At 61.3% G+C, this 22,407-nt stretch carries 19 protein-coding genes; 13 read left to right on the plus strand and 6 right to left on the minus strand.

Annotated features, from left to right (window positions below; genetic code table 11):
• Positions 1 to 38 precede the first annotated feature (38 nt).
• The gene (gene pepA, locus V6M87_RS07770; protein ID WP_332876025.1) at positions 39 to 866 is read left to right on the plus strand and encodes a flocculation-associated PEP-CTERM protein PepA; all 828 of its coding nucleotides are present in this window, start codon (positions 39 to 41) and stop codon (positions 864 to 866) included.
• A gap of 89 nt (positions 867 to 955) precedes the next feature.
• Here the strand turns inward: pepA and V6M87_RS07775 are convergent, their stop codons facing one another.
• The 5 genes from V6M87_RS07775 to icmF form a co-directional block, all read right to left on the minus strand.
• Positions 956 to 1,822: a ThiF family adenylyltransferase gene (locus tag V6M87_RS07775; protein WP_332876026.1), complete on the minus strand. Its 867-nt coding sequence runs from the start codon at positions 1,820 to 1,822 to the stop codon at positions 956 to 958.
• 97 nt (positions 1,823 to 1,919) lie between these two features.
• Complete coding sequence (locus tag V6M87_RS07780; protein ID WP_332876027.1) at positions 1,920 to 2,513, minus strand: N-acyl amino acid synthase FeeM domain-containing protein; 594 nt, start codon at positions 2,511 to 2,513, stop codon at positions 1,920 to 1,922.
• Between the two features lie 273 nt (positions 2,514 to 2,786).
• A complete protein-coding gene (gene prsT / locus V6M87_RS07785; protein ID WP_332876028.1) occupies positions 2,787 to 5,567 on the minus strand; it encodes an XrtA/PEP-CTERM system TPR-repeat protein PrsT in 2,781 nt (926 codons plus the stop codon).
• 182 nt (positions 5,568 to 5,749) lie between these two features.
• Complete coding sequence (locus tag V6M87_RS07790) at positions 5,750 to 6,058, minus strand: hypothetical protein (RefSeq protein WP_332876029.1); 309 nt, start codon at positions 6,056 to 6,058, stop codon at positions 5,750 to 5,752.
• Positions 6,059 to 6,131: 73 nt separating this feature from the next.
• Positions 6,132 to 9,419: a fused isobutyryl-CoA mutase/GTPase IcmF gene (icmF, locus tag V6M87_RS07795; protein WP_332876030.1), complete on the minus strand. Its 3,288-nt coding sequence runs from the start codon at positions 9,417 to 9,419 to the stop codon at positions 6,132 to 6,134.
• Positions 9,420 to 9,615: 196 nt separating this feature from the next.
• On the opposite strand from icmF, the gene V6M87_RS07800 reads away from it, so the two are divergent.
• On the plus strand, positions 9,616 to 10,842 hold the full coding sequence (locus tag V6M87_RS07800; RefSeq protein WP_332876031.1) for an HD-GYP domain-containing protein: 1,227 nt from the start codon (positions 9,616 to 9,618) through the stop codon (positions 10,840 to 10,842).
• A gap of 42 nt (positions 10,843 to 10,884) precedes the next feature.
• Here the strand turns inward: V6M87_RS07800 and V6M87_RS07805 are convergent, their stop codons facing one another.
• Positions 10,885 to 11,922 carry a GGDEF domain-containing protein gene (locus V6M87_RS07805; RefSeq protein ID WP_332876032.1) on the minus strand — a complete coding sequence of 346 codons (1,038 nt, stop codon included), beginning with the start codon at positions 11,920 to 11,922 and terminating at the stop codon, positions 10,885 to 10,887.
• 317 nt (positions 11,923 to 12,239) lie between these two features.
• On the opposite strand from V6M87_RS07805, the gene V6M87_RS07810 reads away from it, so the two are divergent.
• The 11 genes from V6M87_RS07810 (at position 12,240) to V6M87_RS07860 (ending at position 22,320) form a co-directional block, all read left to right on the plus strand.
• A complete protein-coding gene (locus V6M87_RS07810; RefSeq protein WP_332876033.1) occupies positions 12,240 to 12,419 on the plus strand; it encodes a Flp family type IVb pilin in 180 nt (59 codons plus the stop codon).
• A 78-nt stretch (positions 12,420 to 12,497) separates the two neighbouring features.
• On the plus strand, positions 12,498 to 13,010 hold the full coding sequence (locus V6M87_RS07815; RefSeq protein ID WP_332876034.1) for an A24 family peptidase: 513 nt from the start codon (positions 12,498 to 12,500) through the stop codon (positions 13,008 to 13,010).
• Between the two features lie 366 nt (positions 13,011 to 13,376).
• A complete protein-coding gene (locus V6M87_RS07820) occupies positions 13,377 to 13,556 on the plus strand; it encodes a Flp family type IVb pilin (RefSeq protein WP_332876035.1) in 180 nt (59 codons plus the stop codon).
• Between the two features lie 332 nt (positions 13,557 to 13,888).
• Complete coding sequence (locus V6M87_RS07825; protein WP_332876036.1) at positions 13,889 to 15,214, plus strand: ATP-binding protein; 1,326 nt, start codon at positions 13,889 to 13,891, stop codon at positions 15,212 to 15,214.
• Positions 15,211 to 16,044 carry a Flp pilus assembly protein CpaB gene (gene cpaB / locus V6M87_RS07830; protein WP_332876037.1) on the plus strand — a complete coding sequence of 278 codons (834 nt, stop codon included), beginning with the start codon at positions 15,211 to 15,213 and terminating at the stop codon, positions 16,042 to 16,044. Before V6M87_RS07825 ends, cpaB begins: the two co-directional genes overlap by 4 nt.
• Positions 16,045 to 16,075: 31 nt before the next feature.
• A complete protein-coding gene (locus tag V6M87_RS07835; RefSeq protein WP_332876038.1) occupies positions 16,076 to 17,530 on the plus strand; it encodes a type II and III secretion system protein family protein in 1,455 nt (484 codons plus the stop codon).
• A 10-nt stretch (positions 17,531 to 17,540) separates the two neighbouring features.
• A complete protein-coding gene (locus V6M87_RS07840; protein WP_332876039.1) occupies positions 17,541 to 17,810 on the plus strand; it encodes a hypothetical protein in 270 nt (89 codons plus the stop codon).
• 21 nt (positions 17,811 to 17,831) lie between these two features.
• Positions 17,832 to 19,004: an AAA family ATPase gene (locus V6M87_RS07845; protein WP_332876040.1), complete on the plus strand. Its 1,173-nt coding sequence runs from the start codon at positions 17,832 to 17,834 to the stop codon at positions 19,002 to 19,004.
• A gap of 14 nt (positions 19,005 to 19,018) precedes the next feature.
• Positions 19,019 to 20,365 (plus strand): CpaF family protein, encoded by a 1,347-nt coding sequence (locus V6M87_RS07850; RefSeq protein WP_332876041.1) that lies wholly within the window; start codon positions 19,019 to 19,021, stop codon positions 20,363 to 20,365.
• A gap of 19 nt (positions 20,366 to 20,384) precedes the next feature.
• Positions 20,385 to 21,362: a type II secretion system F family protein gene (locus V6M87_RS07855; protein WP_332876042.1), complete on the plus strand. Its 978-nt coding sequence runs from the start codon at positions 20,385 to 20,387 to the stop codon at positions 21,360 to 21,362.
• A gap of 10 nt (positions 21,363 to 21,372) precedes the next feature.
• Positions 21,373 to 22,320, plus strand: a complete 948-nt coding sequence (locus V6M87_RS07860) for a type II secretion system F family protein (protein WP_332876043.1) — start codon at positions 21,373 to 21,375, stop codon at positions 22,318 to 22,320.
• Positions 22,321 to 22,407 lie beyond the last annotated feature (87 nt).

The raw sequence follows: 22,407 nt of genomic DNA on the forward strand, positions 1-22,407 counted from the left end.
CTGTCATCGGTACTACCTCACACCCCACGGAGATTAAGATGAAATTGTTTTCGAAAACCATTCTGGCCTGCTCGATCGCTGCAGCTTCCCTGTTCGCTGGCGCAAGCGCCCAAGCTGCTGAGTTCAATCAGTTCATCATCAATCCATACGGCACGTATGACAACTTCGCCGCAGACAAAATTACTGGTAATTATGTCGAAACGGCGACGTTTAATGTTGATGGCACGTTCAACGTCTCTTTGTACTGGAAAGCTGGCCAGTTCGTCACCAACCAAGGCACCTATGCCTACGATGCTGATGAAACTGGTCTGGGCAATTCCTACGGTATCTATGCTCTTTACAAGGCATCTGGTAAATACAGCCAATCTGGCGCCATCACGACTTTCCAATTCATTTCCAGCCCTTCGGACAGTCTTGAGCTGATCGTCGATACCAATAAAAATAACAAACTGGTCTCGAATGCGTCGACCGGCACGGGTGACTTCGTTTTCTCTAACACCACCGATGATGTCGTCTTGGCATCAGGCGATCCGCTGGTTGGCCAAGGTGAGCTCAATCCTGCGTTGAAGACCTGCGGAACCGGCCCCACCCCAGGCGCAAGCGGCATCAACTGCGGTAGTTTCGGCTCTACCACCACGTTTGTGCTGACCGATGAAGGCAAGGCGTTTTTCATTTCGCCAACACCTTTCTACAATCTGTCGTTTCAGTCGGGTCAGTTGAACAATTTCCCTGTCGGCGGCACCCGCACGATCAACGGTTCGCTTGACGTGGTATTCGCCAACGAAGTTCCTGAGCCAGCATCGCTGGGTCTGATGGGCCTGGGCCTGCTGGGTCTGGGTTTCCTGCGCGGTCGCAAGCAGTCGTAATTGATGTGCCTGGCCTCGTGCCAGGTCCGTCATACGATATAAAAAAACCACTGTCTGCGGACAGTGGTTTTTTTTATGCCAGGTTCAAATCAGGCTTTGCCGGCAAACTGGCGCTTGCCGATCGCAATGGCCAGGCGCTGGATCGGGTGTTTGTTACCCCACGGGCGCCAGGTGCGCGACAGCCTGTTGCGGTAAGCGTCGAACTGCATGCCGTGCGGCGCTGCCAGTACGTCGCCGCGGCCGAGCAGGATTTTCAGCGATTCGGTCGCGGCGACGCCGGCACACAGCTGGCAGCCCATGATGGTCGACGGTCCGCGCTGTTCGGCAAAATTGACCGCCTCCGGAAACACCAGGTAGGAACGGTGCAAACCCGCCGGCGCCAGGCCGACGGCAAACCGGATCGCCTTGTCCAGGTCCGGCAAATCGCCCCACTGAAAATATTCTTCGAACGTCATTTTGCCCGGCATGAAATTCAGTAGGGCCGTGCCCATGCCCAGCGGCGCGGCGGTGGTCGCCGGAATGCCGAGTGTTGCGCACATGGCAAAGGTTTTCTGGCGTATTTCGAAGGCAAAGAAATCCAGGCTGTCGACATACAGGTCGACACCGCTGAAAAATGCCGCGAGATTGTCTGAATTAATTCCTTCTGGAAATAACTGTATATCGATTTCGGGATTGATATCGCGCGCCATGCGCGCCAATACGTCCGCTTTCGGTTGTCCCAAAGTCGACATGTTCGCGCCAACCTGGCGATTAAAATTGGGCAAATCGAAGGTATCGAAATCGGCCAGGTGGAATTTGGTAATGCCCAGGCGGGCCAGTGTCAGCAAATGGACGCCGCCGACTCCGCCGCCGCCGGCGATGGCAATGCGTTTGGTGCGCAGAATGGCTTGTTCCTCAGGCGTGACCCAGCCGATATTGCGGGAAAATGCCTGCTCGTAGCGAAATGAAATCGTCATGGGAAGCCGTTAAATAGTAAAAGGTTCGGTAATGCGGCGCCATAAACGCCAGCGCCGGCACAAGGCCGGCGCTGCAACATCGGGAAGCGGGCGCGCGTTAGTGCGCCGGCTGTTCGTCGATCGATAGCAGACGGTGAATAATACCCTGCTCCTCGCGTGGCGAAAAGAAATAGGGGTAGAAAGAGCGCTCATTGACCGCCGTGCTGAACGATCCGCCGTGTTTCGCGATTTGTTCGCTGACGAAGGCCAGGTTCACGCGCAGCAGATAGGCCGGGGCATTCACACGGGTATTGGTCTTCATGTCGCCGATGCGCCTGAAGCCGAGCATGTATTCGTAGAACCGGCGATGGCGCGGATTGACCTCGATGACGATGTCGGTGCACTGGTGAATATCGCGCGCATAGATCACGGCCAGGTGGAACAGGTTGGCCAGCGCGGTCTTGGAACGGACCGCCGGATCGAACGCCAGCTTGGTAAATTCGCACAGGTGCGCACCGCTGCGGCGCAGTTCATCGAGTTCATCCTTGAATACCTGGTCGGCCACCAGGCCAATTTCAGAGTCCATGCCCAGCGTCAGGGTGCCGACGACATCGCCTTTGTCGGTGGCAGTGAGGGTAATACGGTTAGGATCGTCGGAGAAATGGTGCGTTCCCGCGTATCCACGCCACGCATACATCTTATTAATCAGCATGCTGGCCGAGTTGCGACCTTCCGCAGTATCGGTCAACCTGATTCCGAATGAATCTTGGTTCAAGATAACGTCCTCATCTATGAGGACGTCATATTATCGCGTTCACCGACAAAATGGCGATTCGATAGGAAATTAATCAGCCTATTATCAAATTAATACCAAAAAGTGGAAACAAAATGTAAATCAGGTATTAATTTCCCATTCTTCGGAATTAATGCACTGAGGTAATAACGGTGGCGCCCCAATTTATTTCCATGAGGAACCACATTATTATTACAAGGTCTTTAACAGCGCACGTGCTTCATCGATTTCGCGGAATGGTTTGTTTTGCGCGAGCAGCGCCGTCAATTCCTTGCGTGCACCGTCCTTGTCGCCGTTTTTATGCAGGGCGGCCGCCAGGTGATAATGGACGTCAGGGGCGTTCGGCATCAGCGCTGCCGCTTTTTGCAGCAGCACCAGGCCGCCCTTGGTATCGCCCTGTTCGACCATCATCCAGCCGACGGTATCCATCACCACCGGACTGTCCTTGCTCACTTTGAGCGCTTGCTGCGCAGTGGCCAGGGCGCGTGGGTCTTTTTCTTGCTGGTACACCCATGCCAGGTTGTTGAGCACGACCGGATTGGCCGGTTCACGTTTCAGAATGTCTTCGAACAGGATGGACGCCGGTTTGTATTGTTTCGCAGACATCATCTGTTCGGCGTAGTACATCGCGCCCATGGTATCGGCCGGATGGTCCTTGTTCCACTGCGCCGCCAGCGCAGAAGCCGCCGCGGTTTTGCCGCTCAGGCGCATCGCTTCGGCCAGCTTCACCATCATCGGCGCCGTCTTGTTCAGCGCAAATGCCTTTTCGTAGGCTGGCTGGGCCAGTGCCGGCTTTTTCAGGAAGCTCTGCATATCGCCTTCGAGCAGGAAGCCAAGCGGATTCTTGTCGTTGATCTTTTGCACCTGGCGCGCCATGGCGAGCGCTTCTTCCGTCTTGCCGGTACGCATAGCCAGCTCTGCCTGGGCCACGCGGGCAGGGGCGAAGTCAGGCTGCAGTTCGACTGCGCGGCGCAAGTCGGCTGCCGCTTCCGTATCGTTTTTCATTGCCGCGTGGGCCACCGAGAGGTGGACGTGCGCCAGCGCCGACTTGGGCAACACCGCCACCAGTTTGCTGAACGTTTCCAGCGCGCCGGGAAAATCCTTGGCGCCCACCTGGGCCTGGCCCAGGATGTCGAGCAAATCGGCGTTGGCGGGATTGGCCGTCTGGTACTTGCGCAGCAGCGTGACGGCTTTTTCGGCTTGCTTGGTGCGCAGGTAATGGGCCCCCAGCGTCAGCGCCGGCGGCAGCGCATCGCCATTTTCCGCAACGGCTTTTTCGAGCAGCGTGGTGGCTTCTGCAGGCTTGTTTTCCCGCATTGCAATTTCTGCCAGGGCCGCGAGTGCACCGTAGTTTTTCTTGTCGGCGACGAGCATCGTTTCGAAGCGCTTGCGTGCCGCGTCGGGTTTCTTTTCGCGCAGGTCGAGCTGGGCCAGGTTGTTCACCGCGTTGAACAATTTCGGGTCCAGTGCGACGGCTTTTTCGAATGCCGCACGGGCATTGACCACATCGCCCCGACTCACGTAGACGGCACCGAGCATATTGAAGCCTGGGGCATAGGCAGGTTGTTGTTTGGTCAGGTTTTGCGCGACGACCAGGGCCTTGTCGAACTGCCTGGTGCCGCCATACGCCTGCACCAGCGACGCGGCCGTGGCCGTGGCTTTTGGATCCATCGTGACCGCGGCCTCGAGGTCGCCAATGCCCTTGGCCACATCACCCTGGCCGATGCGCGCCGTGCCCAGCGCCGCGCGGACGGGTGCTGCGGTTGGCTCTAGCGCGACCGCTTGCTGCAAATACTCGATTGCCTTGGGGAAATTTGACACCTGCAAGTTTGCCTGGCCGGCCAGCAACAGCAGCTGGGCGTCGACCTTGCCATCGGTGAGCGCCGGCGCCAGCGTGGCAACGGCTTGCGCCGGTTGTCCCAGTTTCAACTGAGCCTGGGCCAGCAGTTTGCGCGCGTACACATTTGACGGAACCGATTCGATGTACTTGCGCAGATACTGCTCGGCTTGCGTATTTGCATTCAGGTTCAGCTCCACTGCGCCGGCCAGCAAGGTACTGGGCAAGTGGTCCGGGGCTGCGCGCAGCACTTTCAACAGCGTATCGCGGGCTGCGGCAGATTTGCCCTGGCTGAAATCGAGCACGGCCTGGGTGTAGAGTACCATCAGGCTGCCCGGCGCCTGCTTGCTGGCGGCGTCGAGGTCGGTCTTCGCTTCGGCAAACTGCTTCAGGCCAATTTCGATATTGGCGCGCTCGATGTGGGCGCTGCGGTGTTGCGGGTTGAGCTTGAGGGCCTGGGCGAATGCGGCCAGCGCTTCGTCGAGTTTGCCCTGTCCGGCCAGCAGGGAGCCGCGCGCCACGAATACCTCGGCATTGGTCGGGTCTTTTGCAACCGCTTCATCGACCAGGCGGCTCGCCCCGTCGAGGTCTTTCTGGCTGGCCGCGATACGTGCCTGACCAACCAGCGCATCGCCACGGCCCGGCTGCAGCGCCAGCGCCTGGTCGTAGGCTTCTTTGGCGTGCACCGTATCGTTCAGGGAGAGGAAGGCGTCACCGCGCAGGCTGGTCAGTTCGGCAGAGTTTTTCGCCAGTTCCGGGGTGACATCCTCCAGCACTTTTTTGGCTTGCCCCAGCGCCAGCGAGGCGCGACCCAGCGGCAGCAACACGCGCTTGTCGTCGATCTTCAGTTCGCGCGCCTTGCGCAGTTCTTTTTCGGCCGACACCATGTCGCCGTTGTCGGCGTAGAACGTGCCCAGCGCCAGACGGGCTTCGCCGTCTTGCGGCGACTTGGTCACCGCGTTTTTCAGTTGAATCAAGGCAGCCTTGACGTCGCCCTTTTGCTGGTACTGCTTCGCGTCGGCCAACAGCGTAGCGGTCGTTTCAGTCTTGCCACAACCGGACAGTCCGGCGCCCAGGACGATGGCGCCCGTGACGACAGCGGCGGTGAGGGTGCGGCGAGCATTGGTGCGCGGCATACAAATTCCTTTTAAATGAAGCAGAGCTGTGCCGACGCAACAAGGCCGGCGAAGTTTCCTGACCAACAAGAATAATACCCGATGGAACAGCGCACTCGACCAACGCACGAGAAATTCTGTCAACGCTGTGTAAGCGGCGCAACTGACTGTCAAGGCAGTTTGTAATTGCCGGTCGGGGCTGTTCAGCCGCCGTTTTTGCGCAGACGTTCCAGTAGCGCTTCGACATTGGCGCCGACCGGCAGACCATGACGGCGCAACAACTGTACGTGCAGGACCAGGTTTTCGAGCACCAGCTTGGCCGAGACGGCCAGCAGGGTCATCAAACGGTCTTCGGTGTTGAAATTGTCCATCGCTGTGGCCATGTCACACAGGTGGCTGGCGACCAGGTCGCGCAAATCATCTTCCGGGAACGGCAAATCGGCAAAGTCGATCGGATCTTCACGTTCGACTTCGCGCATCAGGGCGGCTAGTTCGGCTGGCTGGATGGGCATGATAAGTTCCTGGCGGAGAATGTGCCATTCTATGCCCGGCACCGCGCCCTGGGGCTACTGGCGTACAGCGCGCTTACATATTGCGCCGGTATTGCCCACCCACCTCGAACAAGGCGGTCGTGATCTGCCCCAGCGAGCAGACCCGCACCGCTTCCATCAGTTTTTCGAACACGTTCAGGTTATCGATCGCCGCCTGCTGCAGTGCCGCCAGCGCCGCCTGCGATTGACCCGCGTGGCGGCTGTGGAATTCAATCAGGCGCGTCAATTGCGACTGCTTTTCTTCGTCGGTCGAGCGCGCCAGTTCGATGGTGGCCGGCGTCTCCGGTGCATGCGGGTTGCGGAAGGTGTTCACGCCGATGATCGGTAGCGTGCCGTCGTGTTTCTGGTGCTCGTACAGCATCGACTCTTCCTGGATCTTGCCGCGCTGGTAACCGGTTTCCATCGCGCCCAACACGCCGCCGCGCTCGGCGATGCGCTCGAATTCCTGCAGCACCGCTTCTTCGACCATGTCGGTCAATTCTTCCAGGATGAACGAGCCCTGGTTCGGGTTTTCGTTCTTGGCCAGACCCCATTCGCGGTTGATGATCAGCTGGATGGCCAGCGCGCGCCGCACCGATTCGTCGGTCGGCGTGGTGATCGCCTCGTCATAGGCGTTGGTGTGCAGCGAATTGCAGTTGTCGTAAATGGCGATCAGGGCCTGGAGCGTGGTGCGGATATCGTTAAAATCAATTTCCTGCGCGTGCAGCGAACGGCCCGAGGTTTGAATGTGGTATTTCAGTTTTTGCGAGCGGTCGTTGGCGCCGTATTTGTCGCGCATGGCAATGGCCCACAAGCGCCGCGCGACGCGGCCCAGCACCGTGTATTCCGGGTCCATGCCGTTCGAGAAAAAGAACGACAGGTTGGGCGCGAAATCGTCAATGTGCATGCCGCGCGCCAGGTACGCTTCGACAAACGTGAAGCCATTCGACAGCGTGAAGGCAAGCTGGGAAATGGGGTTGGCGCCTGCCTCGGCAATATGGTATCCGGAGATCGAGACGGAGTAAAAATTGCGCACTTGGTGGTGCACGAAATACTCCTGGATGTCGCCCATCACTTTTAAAGAAAACTCGGTCGAGAAGATGCAGGTGTTCTGGCCCTGGTCTTCTTTTAAAATATCGGCCTGCACCGTGCCGCGCACATTGGCCAGCACCCAGGCGCGGATCTTGGCCGCTTCGTCATCGGTCGGCTGGCGCGCATTGTCCGCCACGAATTTGGCCAGTTGCTGGTCGATCGCGGTGTTCATGAACATGGCCAGAATGGTCGGTGCCGGACCGTTGATGGTCATCGAGACGGATGTCGACGGGCTGCATAAGTCAAAACCGTCGTACAGCACTTTCATGTCGTCCAGGGTCGCAATCGAGACGCCCGAATTGCCGACCTTGCCGTAGATATCGGGCCGCAGGGCCGGATCGGCGCCATACAGCGTGACGGAATCGAAGGCCGTCGACAGCCGCTTGGCGTCCATCCCGGTCGAGACCAATTTAAATCGTTTATTGGTGCGGAACGCGTCGCCTTCGCCAGCGAACATGCGGGTCGGATCTTCGTTCTCGCGCTTGAAGGCGAATACCCCGGCGGTGAACGGGAACGAGCCGGGGACATTTTCCGCCATCAGGAAACGCAGTATTTCGCCGTGGTCTGCGTAGCGGGGCAGGGCGACCTTGCGGATCGAAGTGCCGGACAAGGTTTTGTGAACCAGCCGCGTGCGAATTTCCTTGTCGCGGATTTTAACGACGTAGTCTTCGCCGGCATACGCCGCCTGCATGTCGGGCCACATGGCCAGCAATTTGCGCGCGTTCGGTTCCATCGCGCCATCGCGCTCGGCGATCAACGGTTCGACGTCGGCGGCCTGGCCGGCCGCTGCCAGCATGCGTTTCGCTTCCGTCAATTGCTGGCGCTCGCGTGCCAGCGTCACCTGCTTGTCTGTGTTGCGGTGGTAACCGCGCACGGTGTCGGCAATCTCGGCCAGATAGCGCGCACGCGCAGGGGGCACAATCACGTGCTTGCCGCTCGAGTGGCGGATACTGCTGGCCGCCAGTTTGCCCGCTTGCACCGGCAAACCGCGTTTGGCCAGCGCCGGCAGCAAGCCGTGATACAGGGCCGTCACGCCATCGTCGTTGAAGCGCGAGGCCTGGGTGCCGAACACCGGCATCTGGTCGGGCGACTGGCTCCACAATTCGCGGTTCCTCTGGTATTGCTTGGCCACGTCGCGCAGGGCGTCGAGCGCGCCTTTGCGGTCAAACTTGTTGATCGCAATGAAATCGGCGAAGTCGAGCATGTCGATTTTTTCCAGCTGCGACGCGGCGCCGAATTCCGGCGTCATCACGTACATCGACAGGTCGACATGCGGGACGATGGCGGCGTCGCCCTGGCCGATGCCCGACGTTTCGACGATCACCATGTCGAAGCCGGCCACCTTGCATGCCGCGATGACGTCCGGCAGCGCGTGCGAAATTTCGGAGCCCGCTTCGCGCGTGGCCAGCGAGCGCATGAACACGTGCGCCTGGCCATTCCACTGGTTGATCGCGTTCATGCGGATGCGGTCACCCAGCAGTGCGCCGCCCGATTTGCGGCGCGACGGGTCGATCGAGATGATGGCGATATTCAGGCGATCGCCCTGGTCCATGCGGATGCGGCGTATGAGTTCGTCGGTCAGCGACGATTTGCCGGCGCCGCCGGTGCCGGTAATGCCCAGTGTGGGCGCATGCAGAGCGCGCGCCGTGTCGACGATTTCCTGGCGCAGGATGGGGTTGATCTTGCCGTTTTCCAGCGCGGTGATCAGCTGCGCCAGGGGGCGATGCCGGTCCGCCATGGCGCCCGTGGTCAGCGGGGTCAGGGACGTCGGTGCATATTGCGTCAGGTCGATGTCGCAGGCGTCGATCATGGAGCGGATCATGCCGACCAGCCCCATTCTCTGACCATCTTCCGGGCTGAAAATGCGCGTCACGCCATACGCGTGTAATTGCGCGATCTCGGACGCCACGATCACGCCGCCGCCGCCGCCGAACACTTTGATGTGCGCGCCGCCGCGCTGGCGCAGCAGGTCGATCATGTATTTGAAATATTCGACATGGCCGCCCTGGTAGCTGGAAATGGCGATGCCCTGCACGTCCTCGGCCAGTGCCGCGGTCACGACGTCGTCGACCGAGCGGTTGTGGCCCAGGTGGACCACCTCCACCCCGTTGGCCTGCAGGATGCGGCGCATGATGTTGATCGAGGCGTCGTGGCCATCGAACAAGGAAGCGGCAGTGACGAAGCGCACCTTGTTGGCCAGCCTGGGCTGGTCGGGCACGTCAAGCTTGGTGGCGGGAGTCAGGTCGTTCATGGCGGCGGATCCTTGCATGGCAGTTCCGGATACGGTATCTGACGTTTACGTTAACGTCAAGCGTGCCGCGCGTGCATTTTTGATAGAAAGTGTGCATATTAGACAAAGGCAATTATCAGTCTGTTTGTTTTGGGCAACTAACCCGCTATACTTGACCAGATGTGACAACCGCATCGTTAACCGGGGCACGAAGGAAATGTTAAAGAAAATCGATTCAGATCAGCTGCGGGTAGGCATGGCGATCCACGACCTCGATTGCGGCTGGATGGAGCACCCCTTCGTGCGCAGCAAATTTACCTTGACCTCGTCCGACGAGATTCGCAAGATTCGCAGCGCTGGCATTCGTGGCGTGGTGATCGATTGCGCCAAGGGTGTCGATGTGATTGACGCGCCCACGGTGGCCGAAGCCGAGGCCAGTATCGAAGCGGAGGTGATGGCCATTGCTGCGCGTCCGGTCGCGCCGAAGCGCGTCACGGTGTCGGAAGAGCTGGCGCGGGCCACCCAGATCCAGAAGCAGGCGACCGGGCTGGTGCGCACGGTGATGCAGGACGTGCGCCTCGGCAAAGTCGTCGAGCTCGACCAGGTGGCACCGATGGTCGAGAACATCACCAGCTCAATCCTGCGCAATCCCGGCGCGTTGACGGGGCTGCTGCGCATCAAGAGCAAGGACGACTACACCTTCCTCCATTCGGTCAGCGTGTGCACGCTGCTGGTGGCGTTCTGCAATGTGCGCGGCATCGACGCCGAAACCACGTACCAGGCCGGCCTGGGCGGCTTGCTGCATGACACCGGCAAGGCACTGGTGCCGGACGAAATTTTGAACAAGGCGGGGCCGCTGACGGACGCCGAGTTCGCCATCATCAAGAAGCACCCGCGCGATGGCTACGACATCCTGGTCAAGTCAGGCGGCATTGGGGCGGTTCCGCTCGATATCACCCTGCACCACCACGAACGGCGCGACGGCAGCGGTTATCCCGACAAGCAGGACGAGACCCAGATCAGCGAACTGGCGCGCATGGCGGCGATTGTCGACGTATATGACGCGATCACCTCGGACCGCAGCTATCACAAGGGCATGTCGCCGGCTGATGCGCTGCGCAAGATTTTTGAGTGGAGCAAGTTTCACTTCGACCCGGTGCTGGCGCAGGAATTCGTGCGCTGCGTGGGCATTTATCCGGTCGGCACGCTGGTGTTGCTGGAGTCCGGACGCCTGGGCGTGGTGGCGGAAGCGCACGAAACGAGCTTGCTGACGCCAAAGGTGAATGTGTTTTTCAGCACCAAGACCATGGGCTATATCCGGCCGCAACAGATCGACCTGGCCCGTCCGGTGGGGCATGGCGGCGGCGACAAGATCGTGCGCCACGAGTCGACCGACAAATACAATGTCGACCCGATGCAGTTCCTGAACCTGAACGCGCTCTAGAAACCTGGCCGCCGCAACAGGGCTGGCGGCCACTGCTTCGCGCTAGAAGAATTCCGCGGTATCGTTCGACGCCACGGCCTGCAGCTGGCCGCCGGCGACCAGTTCGTCGTAATGGCAGACCTGGTTGCGGCCATTGCTCTTGGCAAAATACAGCGCCTGGTCGGCGTGCCCCAGCGACACCACCGGCGACTCGCCGGCACGGATCGACACAAACCCGACACTCACCGTCACCGTCCCGACTTGTGGGAACAGGTGCGCCGCGACATTCGTGCGGAAGCGCTCGATGATGCGGTAGGCGTTTGCCAGCGTGGTCGAACGCAGCAAGATGACGAATTCTTCGCCGCCGAAGCGGAATACCCGGTCTTGCGAGCGGAACGACGACGTCAGCAGGTTGGCGATCAGGATCAGCACTTCGTCGCCATACAGGTGGCCGAAGCGGTCATTGACGGATTTGAAGTGGTCGACGTCGACCACCGCCAGCCATTGTTCTTCTTCTTCGCCGGTGTTGCGCCGCTCTTCCTGGCCGGGCAGCAGCAGTTTCTGGTCATTGACCGCCTGCAGCATGCGCGCCAGCTGGTCGTCGAAGGTCTTGCGGTTCAACAGGCCGGTGAGGGAATCGCGTTCGCTGTAGGCCAGCAGGCTGTGGAAATTGCGGTAGACCCCGACGATGCCGGCCACCATGTGCAGCGCCTCGCCCACGAAGGGACCAGGGCGCACGATTTCGAGCACGGTGTCGGCCTTGTCGCCAAACCAGATGGGTAGCCACATCGTGTGGCAATGCTTGTCGTCGACGGACTCGGCGCTCGCGCCAAACTCGTCCAGGCAACGTACCAGCTCGGGGAAATGTTCGATCGGTTCCCCCAGCTGGCTGTTGTCGGCCTCGTCCACCCGTGCGCTACTGCCGCCGCCAATGCTGGCGCGCGAGCGCAGGAAGCGCCGCTCGCCGATGATCGCGATGTTCAACACGCGCGTTTGCGCGGCACCAGCCAGTTCCTGCACTGCTGAAATCACGGAGATATCGAGCATCGCATGATCGCGGTGGCCGGTCATGTCGACCATGTGTTTCAGAAGGGAATCCATGTGTTCTCAGAAAGGTGATCGATAACCTTGTTATGCACGCCAGCCAGTATCTCTGCAACGATTTCGCTACGGCAAGCTAAGTAGCATAGATTGTTTTGACGTATCAAGCAATTATTGGTGAGAAATATGTTCGAAGATGTGGCGGGCTTGTCGAAACGTTTCTTTTTGGTTCTGTATGGAAAGTTTGCGTCGACTCAACTTGCTTGCTGGCATCAAGTCATATAGTGATCTCAATGACGGGCGGTAGCAAGCAAAACAGCGCAAGTTGGTGTCTGGCAGAGTCTGGTGTTGTTCCTATTCACTCATGGGAGTATGTCATGAAGACGTTTAAATCCGCAGTTCAAGCATTCATTGCCGACGAAGATGGTGTTACTGCTATCGAATACGCTCTGATTGCTTCGCTGGTCGGGGTTGGCATTGTGGTTGCAGCTGGTGCCCTCGGGACGAAGATCAGCGCAGCTTTTACTTACGTTGGTACGAAGCTCGTGACGGCGTAAGCCGAAGTTACCGCCAAACGGAGTACGCTCCGTTTGGCGGTTTTTTTAGCTGGAGGTTGCATGTTTCCTGTCCAGACTGTGCTTGAACTGACGCTGCTGGCGCTGGTCATCGCCGCTGCCGCAGTCGACCTGGCGCGCCGCCGTATTCCGAATCTTTTATTGCTGACCGGCTGGGCGGCGGCATTACCGCTCCACTTGCTGTCTCCGCAACCTGGCCTGCTGAGCGCCTTGAGCGGCGCCCTTTGTGGGCTGATGGCATTTCTACCGCTGTACCTGTTGCGCGGCATGGCCGCTGGCGATGTCAAGATGATGGCCACAGTCGGGCTGTTCGTGGGGCCATACGATGCACTGCAAGTTGCGGTCATTACGTGCTGCGTCGGCGGCGTGATGGCCGTGGCAATCATCGTCGGCAGAGGCCGCGCGCGCCACGCTCTTGCCAATGTCGGCGGCCTGCTGAAGCCGATCTTGATGCGTGTATGCGGTATGCCGGCGGCCGCTGAACCGATGCGTCACCCCAGTGTGGGCGGGATGCCCTACGGCTTGGCCATCGCGATTGCCACCATGTGGCTATTATTCATGCGACACAACTGAACCTGCAAACGGTATTATCCTCTTCACTTCGCGCTTCGCCCGCCCTCCGCGCTGCGCATCAGTCTGGCTTCCACCTGCTCGTGCTTACTCTATGACGTACGGCTCCCGCCAGATGCTGCAGGGGCCAGCAGCGTGCACATTCCAACAAATCCCTTGTTTTTTAAAATTATCTAGCGAACAGATCCGTCGGTGGAAAGGCTTGTCAAAAACTTCGTTTCGATTCTTTCTGGAAATATTGTTTCTAGTCAACTCACTCCTTTGCTTCAACTTTAAGGTGGACACAATGCCGGACGGTGGCAAGCAAAACAGCGCAAGCCGCTGTCCGACAGAGTCAGGTGCTGTTCTTATCTACTATGGGAGTGTGTCATGAAGACGTTTATATCCGCAGTTCAAGCATTCATCGCCGACGAAGATGGTGTTACCGCTATCGAATACGCTCTGATTGCTTCGCTGGTCGGGGTTGGTATTGTGCTTGCAGCCAGTGCTCTCGGGACGACAATCAGCGCAGCTTTCACTTACGTTGGTTCGAAACTCGTCACGGCGTAAGCTGACGTTGCCCGCCGAACCGAATCGAGCTGCTCTGTTCGGCGGGTTTTTTTCCAGCAAATGACGCGTATTCGTGAATGGTTTTCGAACGATGCCGTTGCGATATCGAAGCAGCGCGCTTATGTTGCGAACTTCTGTCGCGGGTCAGTTGGCAACGTCATTCTGCCGTTGCAGCGCTGAAGAGCGCTCCCATGCATGGGCCAAGATGCTGTATCGCTTGATACAGCAATGAGGAATTTGCATTCAGCCTTTGTTGCTTCATGTCAAGCCCTTCAAAATCTTGCTAACTAGAATCGAATTCTGGGTTTTCACTGCAGATTACAGGGGCCGGCATGATCGATACCGTAACAGATTGGGAAGCGCCCGCGCAGCAGCGCAAGGAAGACATGACGCTGCCGCCCGCCGCCCGTACCGTGCGCGACACCGGGCTCGATCCGCAACTGCTTTCCTCTCTATTACTCAAAGCCGCGTATGGCACCGGCAAGACGCCGCTGGCGGTATTGGCCGGCAAGCTACGCCTGTCCATCGGCGTCATCCGTGAACTGCTGGCGCCCATGCTGGCCGAGCAGCTTGCCGAAGTGGCGTGGTGCGGCGATTCCGATATCGATGTGCACTATCAATTGACAGTCGCCGGCAAGCAGGCCGCCAGTGCTTGCCTGGCACGCTCGCGCTATGCGGGTCCGGCGCCGGTGACGCTGGCGAGCTACCGCGCCAGCGTCGAGCGCCAGTCGGTGCGGCAGCCGCAGGCGCCGCGCATCAGCCCGGCCGAACTGGCGGCGGCCCTGGTTGACGATGGCTTGTCGCCCGCCTTGCGCGAGCTGATCGGCGCCGCGTTGCATGCCAATCGTACGATATTGCTGCACGGCCCGTCCGGCAGCGGCAAGACGCGGCTGGCCCGCAAGCTGGGGGGCTTGCAGCGCGGTGTCGTGGCGGTGCCGCACGCTGTCCTGATTGGCCAGGAAATCGTGCAGGTTTACGATCCACTGCTGCACCTGCCGCCAACAACCTTGCAAGTCCGCCAGCAGGATGAGCGCCGCTTGCCGGACATGCGCTGGCAGCTGTGCCAGCGCCCCACGGTGCAAGTCGGCGCCGAACTGAACCCCGTCATGCTCGACCTGCGCCATGACAGCGCGAATGGCGTGTATTACGCGCCGCCGCATTTCCAGGCCAACAACGGCATGTTGATCGTCGACGACCTGGGCCGCCAGCGCATGGCTGCCGTCGACCTCATCAACCGTTGGATGGGACCGCTCGCCGCCGGCGTCGATCAGTTGTCGCTAGACGGCGGCAAGATGGAAGCAGTGCCATTCGATACCACGCTGGTGTTCGTCACCAACCTGGCCCTCGGCGCAGTCGCCGACGCGGCCTGCCTGCGCCGCATCGGCTACAAGATTGCACTGGCTCCACTGAACGAGGCCAGCTATCTCAACTTGCTGCAGCGCGAATGCCGCCTGCGCGGCATCGTCTGGGACGCCAGCGCCGCCGATTTCCTGGTGCGGCGCCTGCACGGCCGTATGCATCCCTTGTTGGCAAGTTATCCAGCTGACCTGCTGAGCAGGATCGCCGATTTTTCCAGTTATGCCGGCCTGCTGCCGCGCCTGAGCGAAGCGTCGCTGACCCAGGCCTGGGCCAGCCTGTTTACCGAGGAGTTGTCATGAAAAACCAACGTGCCCTGATCGTCATGGCGGTCGCCGTGCTGCTTGCCCTCGCCGCAGTTGCGCTGGCCGGACGCTGGCTGTTGCGCCAGCCGTCGAACAGTTCAGGACGGATCGTCGTCGCCAGTACCGACATCAACCTGGGCCAGCGCCTCACGCCCGAGATGGTCAAAATGGCCGATTGGCCGGCCGACAGCGTCCCGAAAAACGCCTTCGTCGACCCGACCAAGCTGAACGGGCGCGTGCTGAAAAGCAGCGTGCTGCTGGGCGAGCCGCTGAGCGAAGCCAAATTGGCGCCGGCCGGCACGCTGGGCGGCCTGTCGGCCCTGATCACCGAAGGCAAGCGCGCCATCACGGTGCGCGTCAACGATGTGGTCGGCGTGGCCGGTTTCGCCTTGCCGGGCAATTATGTCGATATCATCGTCAGTACCCAGAAAGAGGCGACCGGCGAGGCGACCCAGCGCGAGCGCAATATCTCGAAGATCGTGCTCGAGCGCATTCTGGTGCTGGCCGTCGCGCAGGAAGTCAATCGCGACGAGACCAAGCCGCGCGTGGTCAATGCCGTCACGCTGGAAGTCACGCCCGCCCAGGCCGAAACGCTGGACCTGGCGCGCAGCGTCGGCACCTTGTCGCTGGCGCTGCGCAACCAGGTCGACCCGCATGCCGCCGACACGCTCGGCGCCACCAAGCTGACGCTGCTGCCGGCCGCTGCCGCGCCAGCGCCAGTGCCGGCGAAATTGCCGGCACCCGTGGTGCACCGTGTCGCTGCGGCACCGCGGCGCACCTGCGTCACTGTGATCAACGGCTTGCGGCCGACGTCCGAGTGTTTCTGAAATCCCACGCTGCTCTTTTTCGGTGAATACCATGAACAGTCGCCTCACAATGCTTCCTCTGGCCGGTGTCCTGCTGGCCAGCGCTTCCGCCCTCGCTGCGCCTGCGTCCGAGCCGGCCAAGGCGCAGCCACGCTGCAGTGGCACGGCAGCCAAGCCGGCGCAGCTGGCCTTGTACATGGGTAAATCAACCATGATGCGCTTGCCGGAGGGCGTCATCCATCGCAGCGTCGGCAATCCCGACGTGGTGCAAGCGATGCTGGTCGCGCCCGATACGCTGTACATCGCCGGCATCGACGTTGGCACCACCAACATGATCATCCAGGGCAAAAGCGGCGCCTGCAGCGTCGTCGACGTGACGGTAGCGATGGATCCGGCAGCCTTGCGCAGCACGCTCGCTGCCGCGCTGCCGGACGAAAAAAACATCGTCGTCAGCACCGCCGCCGACACGATCATCCTCAGTGGTACCGTGCTCGACGCCACTGTCGTCGCGCGCGCCGGCGAGCTGGCGGCAGCTTACGTGCGCCGCCCGGTGCGTGCGCTGCAAGGCACCAAGGACGATGCATCCACCGCTGCGCCGGCTGCGCCAGCCGCGGCGGGTGTGCGCGTTGTCAACATGCTGGCGGTCAGCGCACCGCAGCAAGTGCTGCTGGAAGTAAAAATTGCCGAAGTCTCGAAGACACTGCTCAACAAGCTTGAGGGCGGCTCACGCTTTAACTTTTCCCGCGGTAGCTGGACCGCCATGGTGCTGTCCAAATTCCTGACCGGCAACGCCAGCGCCGGTATTGGTGGCGTGAGTACCAAAAATGGTAACGAGCTGGAGCTGGACGCCGACAAACGCGATTCGCTGGTACGCATGCTTGCCGAGCCGAACGTGATGGCCATCAGCGGCCAGGAAGGCAGCTTTCTTGCCGGCGGCAAGTTCTATATTCCGGTCTCCCAGGAAAACAATCGCATCACGCTGGAAGAGAAGGAATTCGGCGTTGGATTGCGTTTCACGCCGACCGTGCTGGGCGGCGGTCGCATCAACCTGCGCGTTGCGCCTGAAGTGTCCGAATTGTCGCGCGAGGGCATTGGCGTCTCTGCCCAGGGCATCACCGGTGCGGCAATTTTGCCATTGGTCACGACACGCCGCGCCAGCACCACCGTGCAGCTGTACGACGGCCAGAGTTTCGCCATTGGTGGATTGATCAAGAACAACATGGTCGGCAGCCTGAAAGCCTTGCCCGGCCTGGGCGAAGTACCCATCCTGGGCGCGCTGTTTCGCAGTACCGATTACCAGCAGGACCGCACCGAGCTGGTGTTTGTTATTACTGCGCGCCTGGTCAAGCCCTTGCCGCAGAACTACAGCTTGCCGACGGACGGTTTGATCCCACCATCGCCCGCCGAACTGATGTTGCTCGGCAAGCTGGAAGGCACAGCCGCGCCGGCGCCCGCCACGCCGGCCCAGGGCACTGTCCAGAGCGGCGCCGGGTTCGAATTGAAATAAGGAGTACGCCATGTCGAGCAAATCCCTTCCCCTGATGCTGGCCAGCCTGACGCTGAGCGCATGCGTGAGCACCACCCCGAACTGGGACAGCCAGTTTGGTCAGTCCGTGCGCGGTGCCGTCGCCAACCAAACCATCAACCCGGCGGCGGCGGCGAACCAGGACCCCGTCGCTGGCATCGACGCCAAGGCCGCACTGGGCGCGCAGAAGCGCTATGAACAGTCGTTTGCGCAGCCCGAAGCCCAGACCCCTTCAATCTTGATTAATTTGCCCGGCAAGTGACGCGCGGCGCCAGGAAGTCACATGAAAGCTTTACTGATCAGCCGCAACGCCGTGCTCTGCGCCGACATCGCCTCGCAGGGCGCCGCGCGCGTACCGCCATTGCATGTCGGTGCGAACCGCGCCAGCCTGCGCGAGGCGCTCGAGCGCGCCGCCGAGGCGCCCGAGCTGGTCATCATCGACGCCAGCGGGGCTGAGGCCACCGACGCCGACCTGCTCGAGCGCCTGACCCGGCACCACGCCAGCGCCCAGTTCATGCTGCTGACGGACGACCAGCACCCGGAGCTGCTGATCCGCGCCATGCGCGTGGGCGTGCGCGAAGTGCTGCAACTGCCGCTGGTACACCGCGCCTTTCACGAAGCGATGGACCGGATGGCAGCGACCACCGGCGGCGGCGTCCTGCGCGAAGGTAAAGTATTGGCCTTCATCGCCTGCAAGGGCGGCAGTGGCGCGACCTTCATTTCCACCAATTTTGGCTACGCCCTGGCCACGCTGGCCGACAAAAAAGTGCTGCTGCTCGACCTGCACGGCCAGTTCGGCGACGCGACCTTGTACGTGTCCGACCAGAAGCCGGCCATGACGCTGTCCGATGTGTGCAGCCAGATCGCCCGCATCGACGGCCCCTTCCTCGAGTCGTGCCTGGTGCATATCACGCGCGGCTTCGGCATCCTGGCCGCGGCCGACGATCCATCGACGGCCGGTGGCGCCAAGCCGGAGCATATCGACACCATCATCCGGCTCGGGCGCCGGCATTACGATTACGTGCTGCTCGACGTCGGGCGCCAGATCGACGCGGTGTCGCTGCGTGCGCTCGACAACACCGATACCTTTTATCCGGTGCTGCAGCTGGCCCTGCCCGATATTCGCGACGCGCGCCGGCTGCTCGATATTTTTCGCTCGCTCGGTTACGCGATCGAGCACACGCGCCTGATCGTCAATCGCTACGAAAAGGGCGGCAAGCTGCGTCTGCAAGACCTGCACGCGGCGCTCGGCGCGGAGGTGCTGCACACCATTCCCAACGATTACCTTGCCGTCACCGATTCGGTCAATCAGGGCGTGCCGGTGCTGCAGCTGGCGCGCACCAGTGCGGCCGCACGCAGCCTGGCCGAGCTGGTCGAACTGATCACCGAGCGCCGCGTGCAGGAAAGCCGTGGCCTGTTCGAGCGCCTGTTCGGCCGCGCCGACGCCGACGTCTGAATACAGGAGGCCTCATGTCCTTACGCGAACGCCTTGCGGCAACGGAAGAAGAGCGGCCGTTGGCCGTCGCCTTGCCCGAAGGGGCCAGCCGCGCCTACCAGGCACTGAAAAAATCGATGCACCAGATGATTCTCGACCGGATCGACCTGGAGCGCCTGAAACGCCTCACGCCCGAGCAGTTCAAGCACGAGCTGGCGCTGCTGATTCAGCACATCATCGACGAAGAGCGGATTGTCCTGAACCAGACCGAACGGCACAACCTGGTGCTCGACATCCAGCACGAAATGCTCGGCTTCGGCCCGCTCGAACCGCTCCTGTCCGATCCGACCATCTCCGACATCCTGGTCAACACCAGCAGCAAGGTCTATATCGAGCGCCGCGGGAAACTGGAGCTGACCGACATCACCTTCCACGATAACGCTCACCTCATGAAGATCATCGAGAAAATCGTCTCGCGGGTGGGGCGCCGGGTCGATGAATCGAGCCCGATGGTGGACGCGCGCCTGCCCGACGGCTCGCGCGTAAACGCCATCATCCCGCCGCTGGCGGTGGACGGCCCGATCCTCTCGATCCGGCGTTTCGGCGCCACGCCCTTGTCCGTGCATAACCTGCTGGCCTTGAAAAGCGTCACGCCGCCGATGGTGCAGGTGCTGCAAGCACTGGGCCAGGCCAAGATCAATATCCTCATTTCGGGCGGTACCGGCAGCGGCAAGACGACCTTGCTGAACCTGCTGTCCGGCTTCATTCCCGCCAACGAACGCATCGTCACCATCGAAGACGCGGCCGAACTGCAGCTGCGCCAGCCGCACGTGGTGCGCCTGGAAACGCGCCCGCCCAACATCGAAGGAAAGGGCGAAGTGACGCAGCGCGCGCTGGTGCGCAACGCCCTGCGGATGCGCCCGGACCGCATCATCCTGGGCGAAGTGCGCGGCGCCGAGGCAATGGACATGCTGCAGGCGATGAACACCGGCCACGAAGGCTCGCTGGCGACGATCCACTCGAACACACCGCGCGACGCGCTGGCCCGCCTGGAAAATATGGTCGGCATGGCCGGCGTGACGTTGACGCCGCGCGCCATCCGCCAGCAGATTTGCTCGGCGGTGACGGTGGTGCTGCAGGTGTCGCGCCTGACCGATGGCGCCCGCAAGCTGGTCAGCCTGCAGGAGATCACCGGCATGGAGGGCGATATCATCTCGATGCAGGAAATTTTCCGCTATGAGCAAACCGGGGTCGATGCGGGTGGCCGCGTGCTCGGGCAGTTCTGCGCCAGCGGCGTGCGTCCGCGCTTCTCGGAGCGCCTGCGCGCCTTCGGCGCGGTGGTAGGCGAAGACGCCTACGATCCGGATCGCACTTTTAACTAGACAACAAGGGGGGCCGGGCATGGACGGGGCTTTCTATGGATTCGTGGTGCTGCTTTTTGCGGCGATCTTCCTGCTGATTGAAGGGCTGTACCTGTGGTGGAACAGCGCGCATGGCGGCGGCGCGCAGCGCATCGCGCGGCGCCTGAAAGTGATGGCGATTGCGACCGCGAGCAAGAACGAGCGCATTTCGATCCTCAAGCAACGCCGCTTCAGCCGCCGCCAAGCCTGGGACCGCGCCTTGCACCAATACCGCTTTGCGCATCGCATCGACAGATTGCTGCTCCAGTCCGGCCTGAAATGGTCGGTGGAGCAGTTCCTGGCCTGCTGCGCTCTGGTGGGCGCCGGTGGCCTGATCCTGACGTTTTCGGCGTCCATGCCGCTGTTCATGCGCGTCGCGATTGCGCTGGCCTGCCTTTTGCTGCCGCGCATGGTGGTGCACCGGATGCGCAAGCGCCGCCTGATCCGCATCGAACAGCAACTGCCCGAGGCCGCCGATTTCATTGCGCGCGCCTTGCGTGCTGGCCACTCGTTTACCAACGTCCTGCAAATCGTCGGCAATGAGCTGCCCGAGCCGCTCAGCGGCGAATTTCGCCTCGCGCGCGAAGAAATCAACTACGGCGTGCCGCTCAACGAAGCGCTGCACAACATGGCCGCGCGCGTTCCGCTGACCGACCTGCGCTACCTGGTGATCGCCGTGATCATCCAGCGCGAATCGGGCGGGAACCTGGCCGAAATCCTCGGCAACATCAGCCAGATCATCCGCGCGCGCCTGAAACTGGTGGCGCAGGTGCGCGTGCTGTCGGCCGAGGGCCGCATGTCGGCCTGGATCCTGGGCGCCCTGCCGTTCGTCGTCATGGCGATGATGTTGTTGATTAATCCCGACTATATCGCGCTGCTGTGGACCGATCCGGTGGGCGTGCGCCTGTTGTGGTACGCGGCTGGCATGATCGTGCTGGGCGTGTTCTGGCTGCGCAAAGTCATCCGTATTCGTATCTGAGGAGGCCGCCATGAGCGCCGCACAGTTTGCTTTCCTGTCGATCGTCTTCGTCGTGATCGTGAGCCTGGCCGCCCTTGGCGTGTGGCTGTTCGCCCCGGACGTCTTGCGCGGGCGCCTGCAGCGCTTCCTGGGCCGCAAGACCGAGGCGCCCGCCCTGCAGGAGCCGGGCTGGGTCGAGCGGGTGGCGAGGCTGGCCCAGCCGTTGACCAAACTGTCGGTGCCGGAAGAGGGCTGGGAAAAATCGGCGTTGCGCACCCGCTTCATGAATGCCGGCTGGCGCAATCCGGTCGCGCCGACACTGTACTTCGCGTCGAAGACCGCGCTGGCGCTGGGCATACCGGCCGTGATCGCGCTGCTGCTGGCCTTCACCCACTTGCCGCTGCCTGGCCTGCAAATGCTGCTGATATTCCTGGCCAGCGCGGCGTTTGGTTATTATTTGCCGAACGTCGTGCTGCACCGGATCGCGACACGGCGCCAGCGCGACATTTTTGAAACTCTGCCCGATGCGCTGGACCTGTTGACGGTGTGCGTCGAGGCGGGCCTGAGCCTGGAGCGTGCCATGGTCAAGGTCGCGGCCGAAATCCAGATCAGGAGCGTGCCGCTGGCCCACGAACTGCAACTGGTGCTGATGGAAATGCGCGCCGGCTTCACCAAGGAGAAAGCGCTGCGCAACTTCGCGCTGCGGGTCGGCATCGACGACATCGATGCCCTGGTGGCGATGCTGATCCAGTCCGAACGCTTCGGCACCAGCATGGGCGATTCGCTGCGGGTGCATTCCGACAACCTGCGCCACAAGCGCCGCGTCATGGCCGAGGAATGTGCGGCCAAGATCGGCCTGAAACTCCTGTTTCCGCTGATTTTCTGCATTTTCCCGACCTTGCTGATGGTGCTGCTGGGACCGGCGGGTATCCAGATCAGCCGCACGCTGGGGCCGGCCATGTTGGGTGGCAACCCTTGAAGGCCGTGCGTACTCCCTGGTTGCGGGGCCGTCTGGGCGTGCTGTGCAGCGCGTGCCTGCTGCTCTCCTGCACATCGCTGGACCGTC

It is taken from the genome of Massilia sp. S19_KUP03_FR1, assembly GCF_036688685.1.
GTDB lineage: Bacteria > Pseudomonadota > Gammaproteobacteria > Burkholderiales > Burkholderiaceae_D > JALYUM01.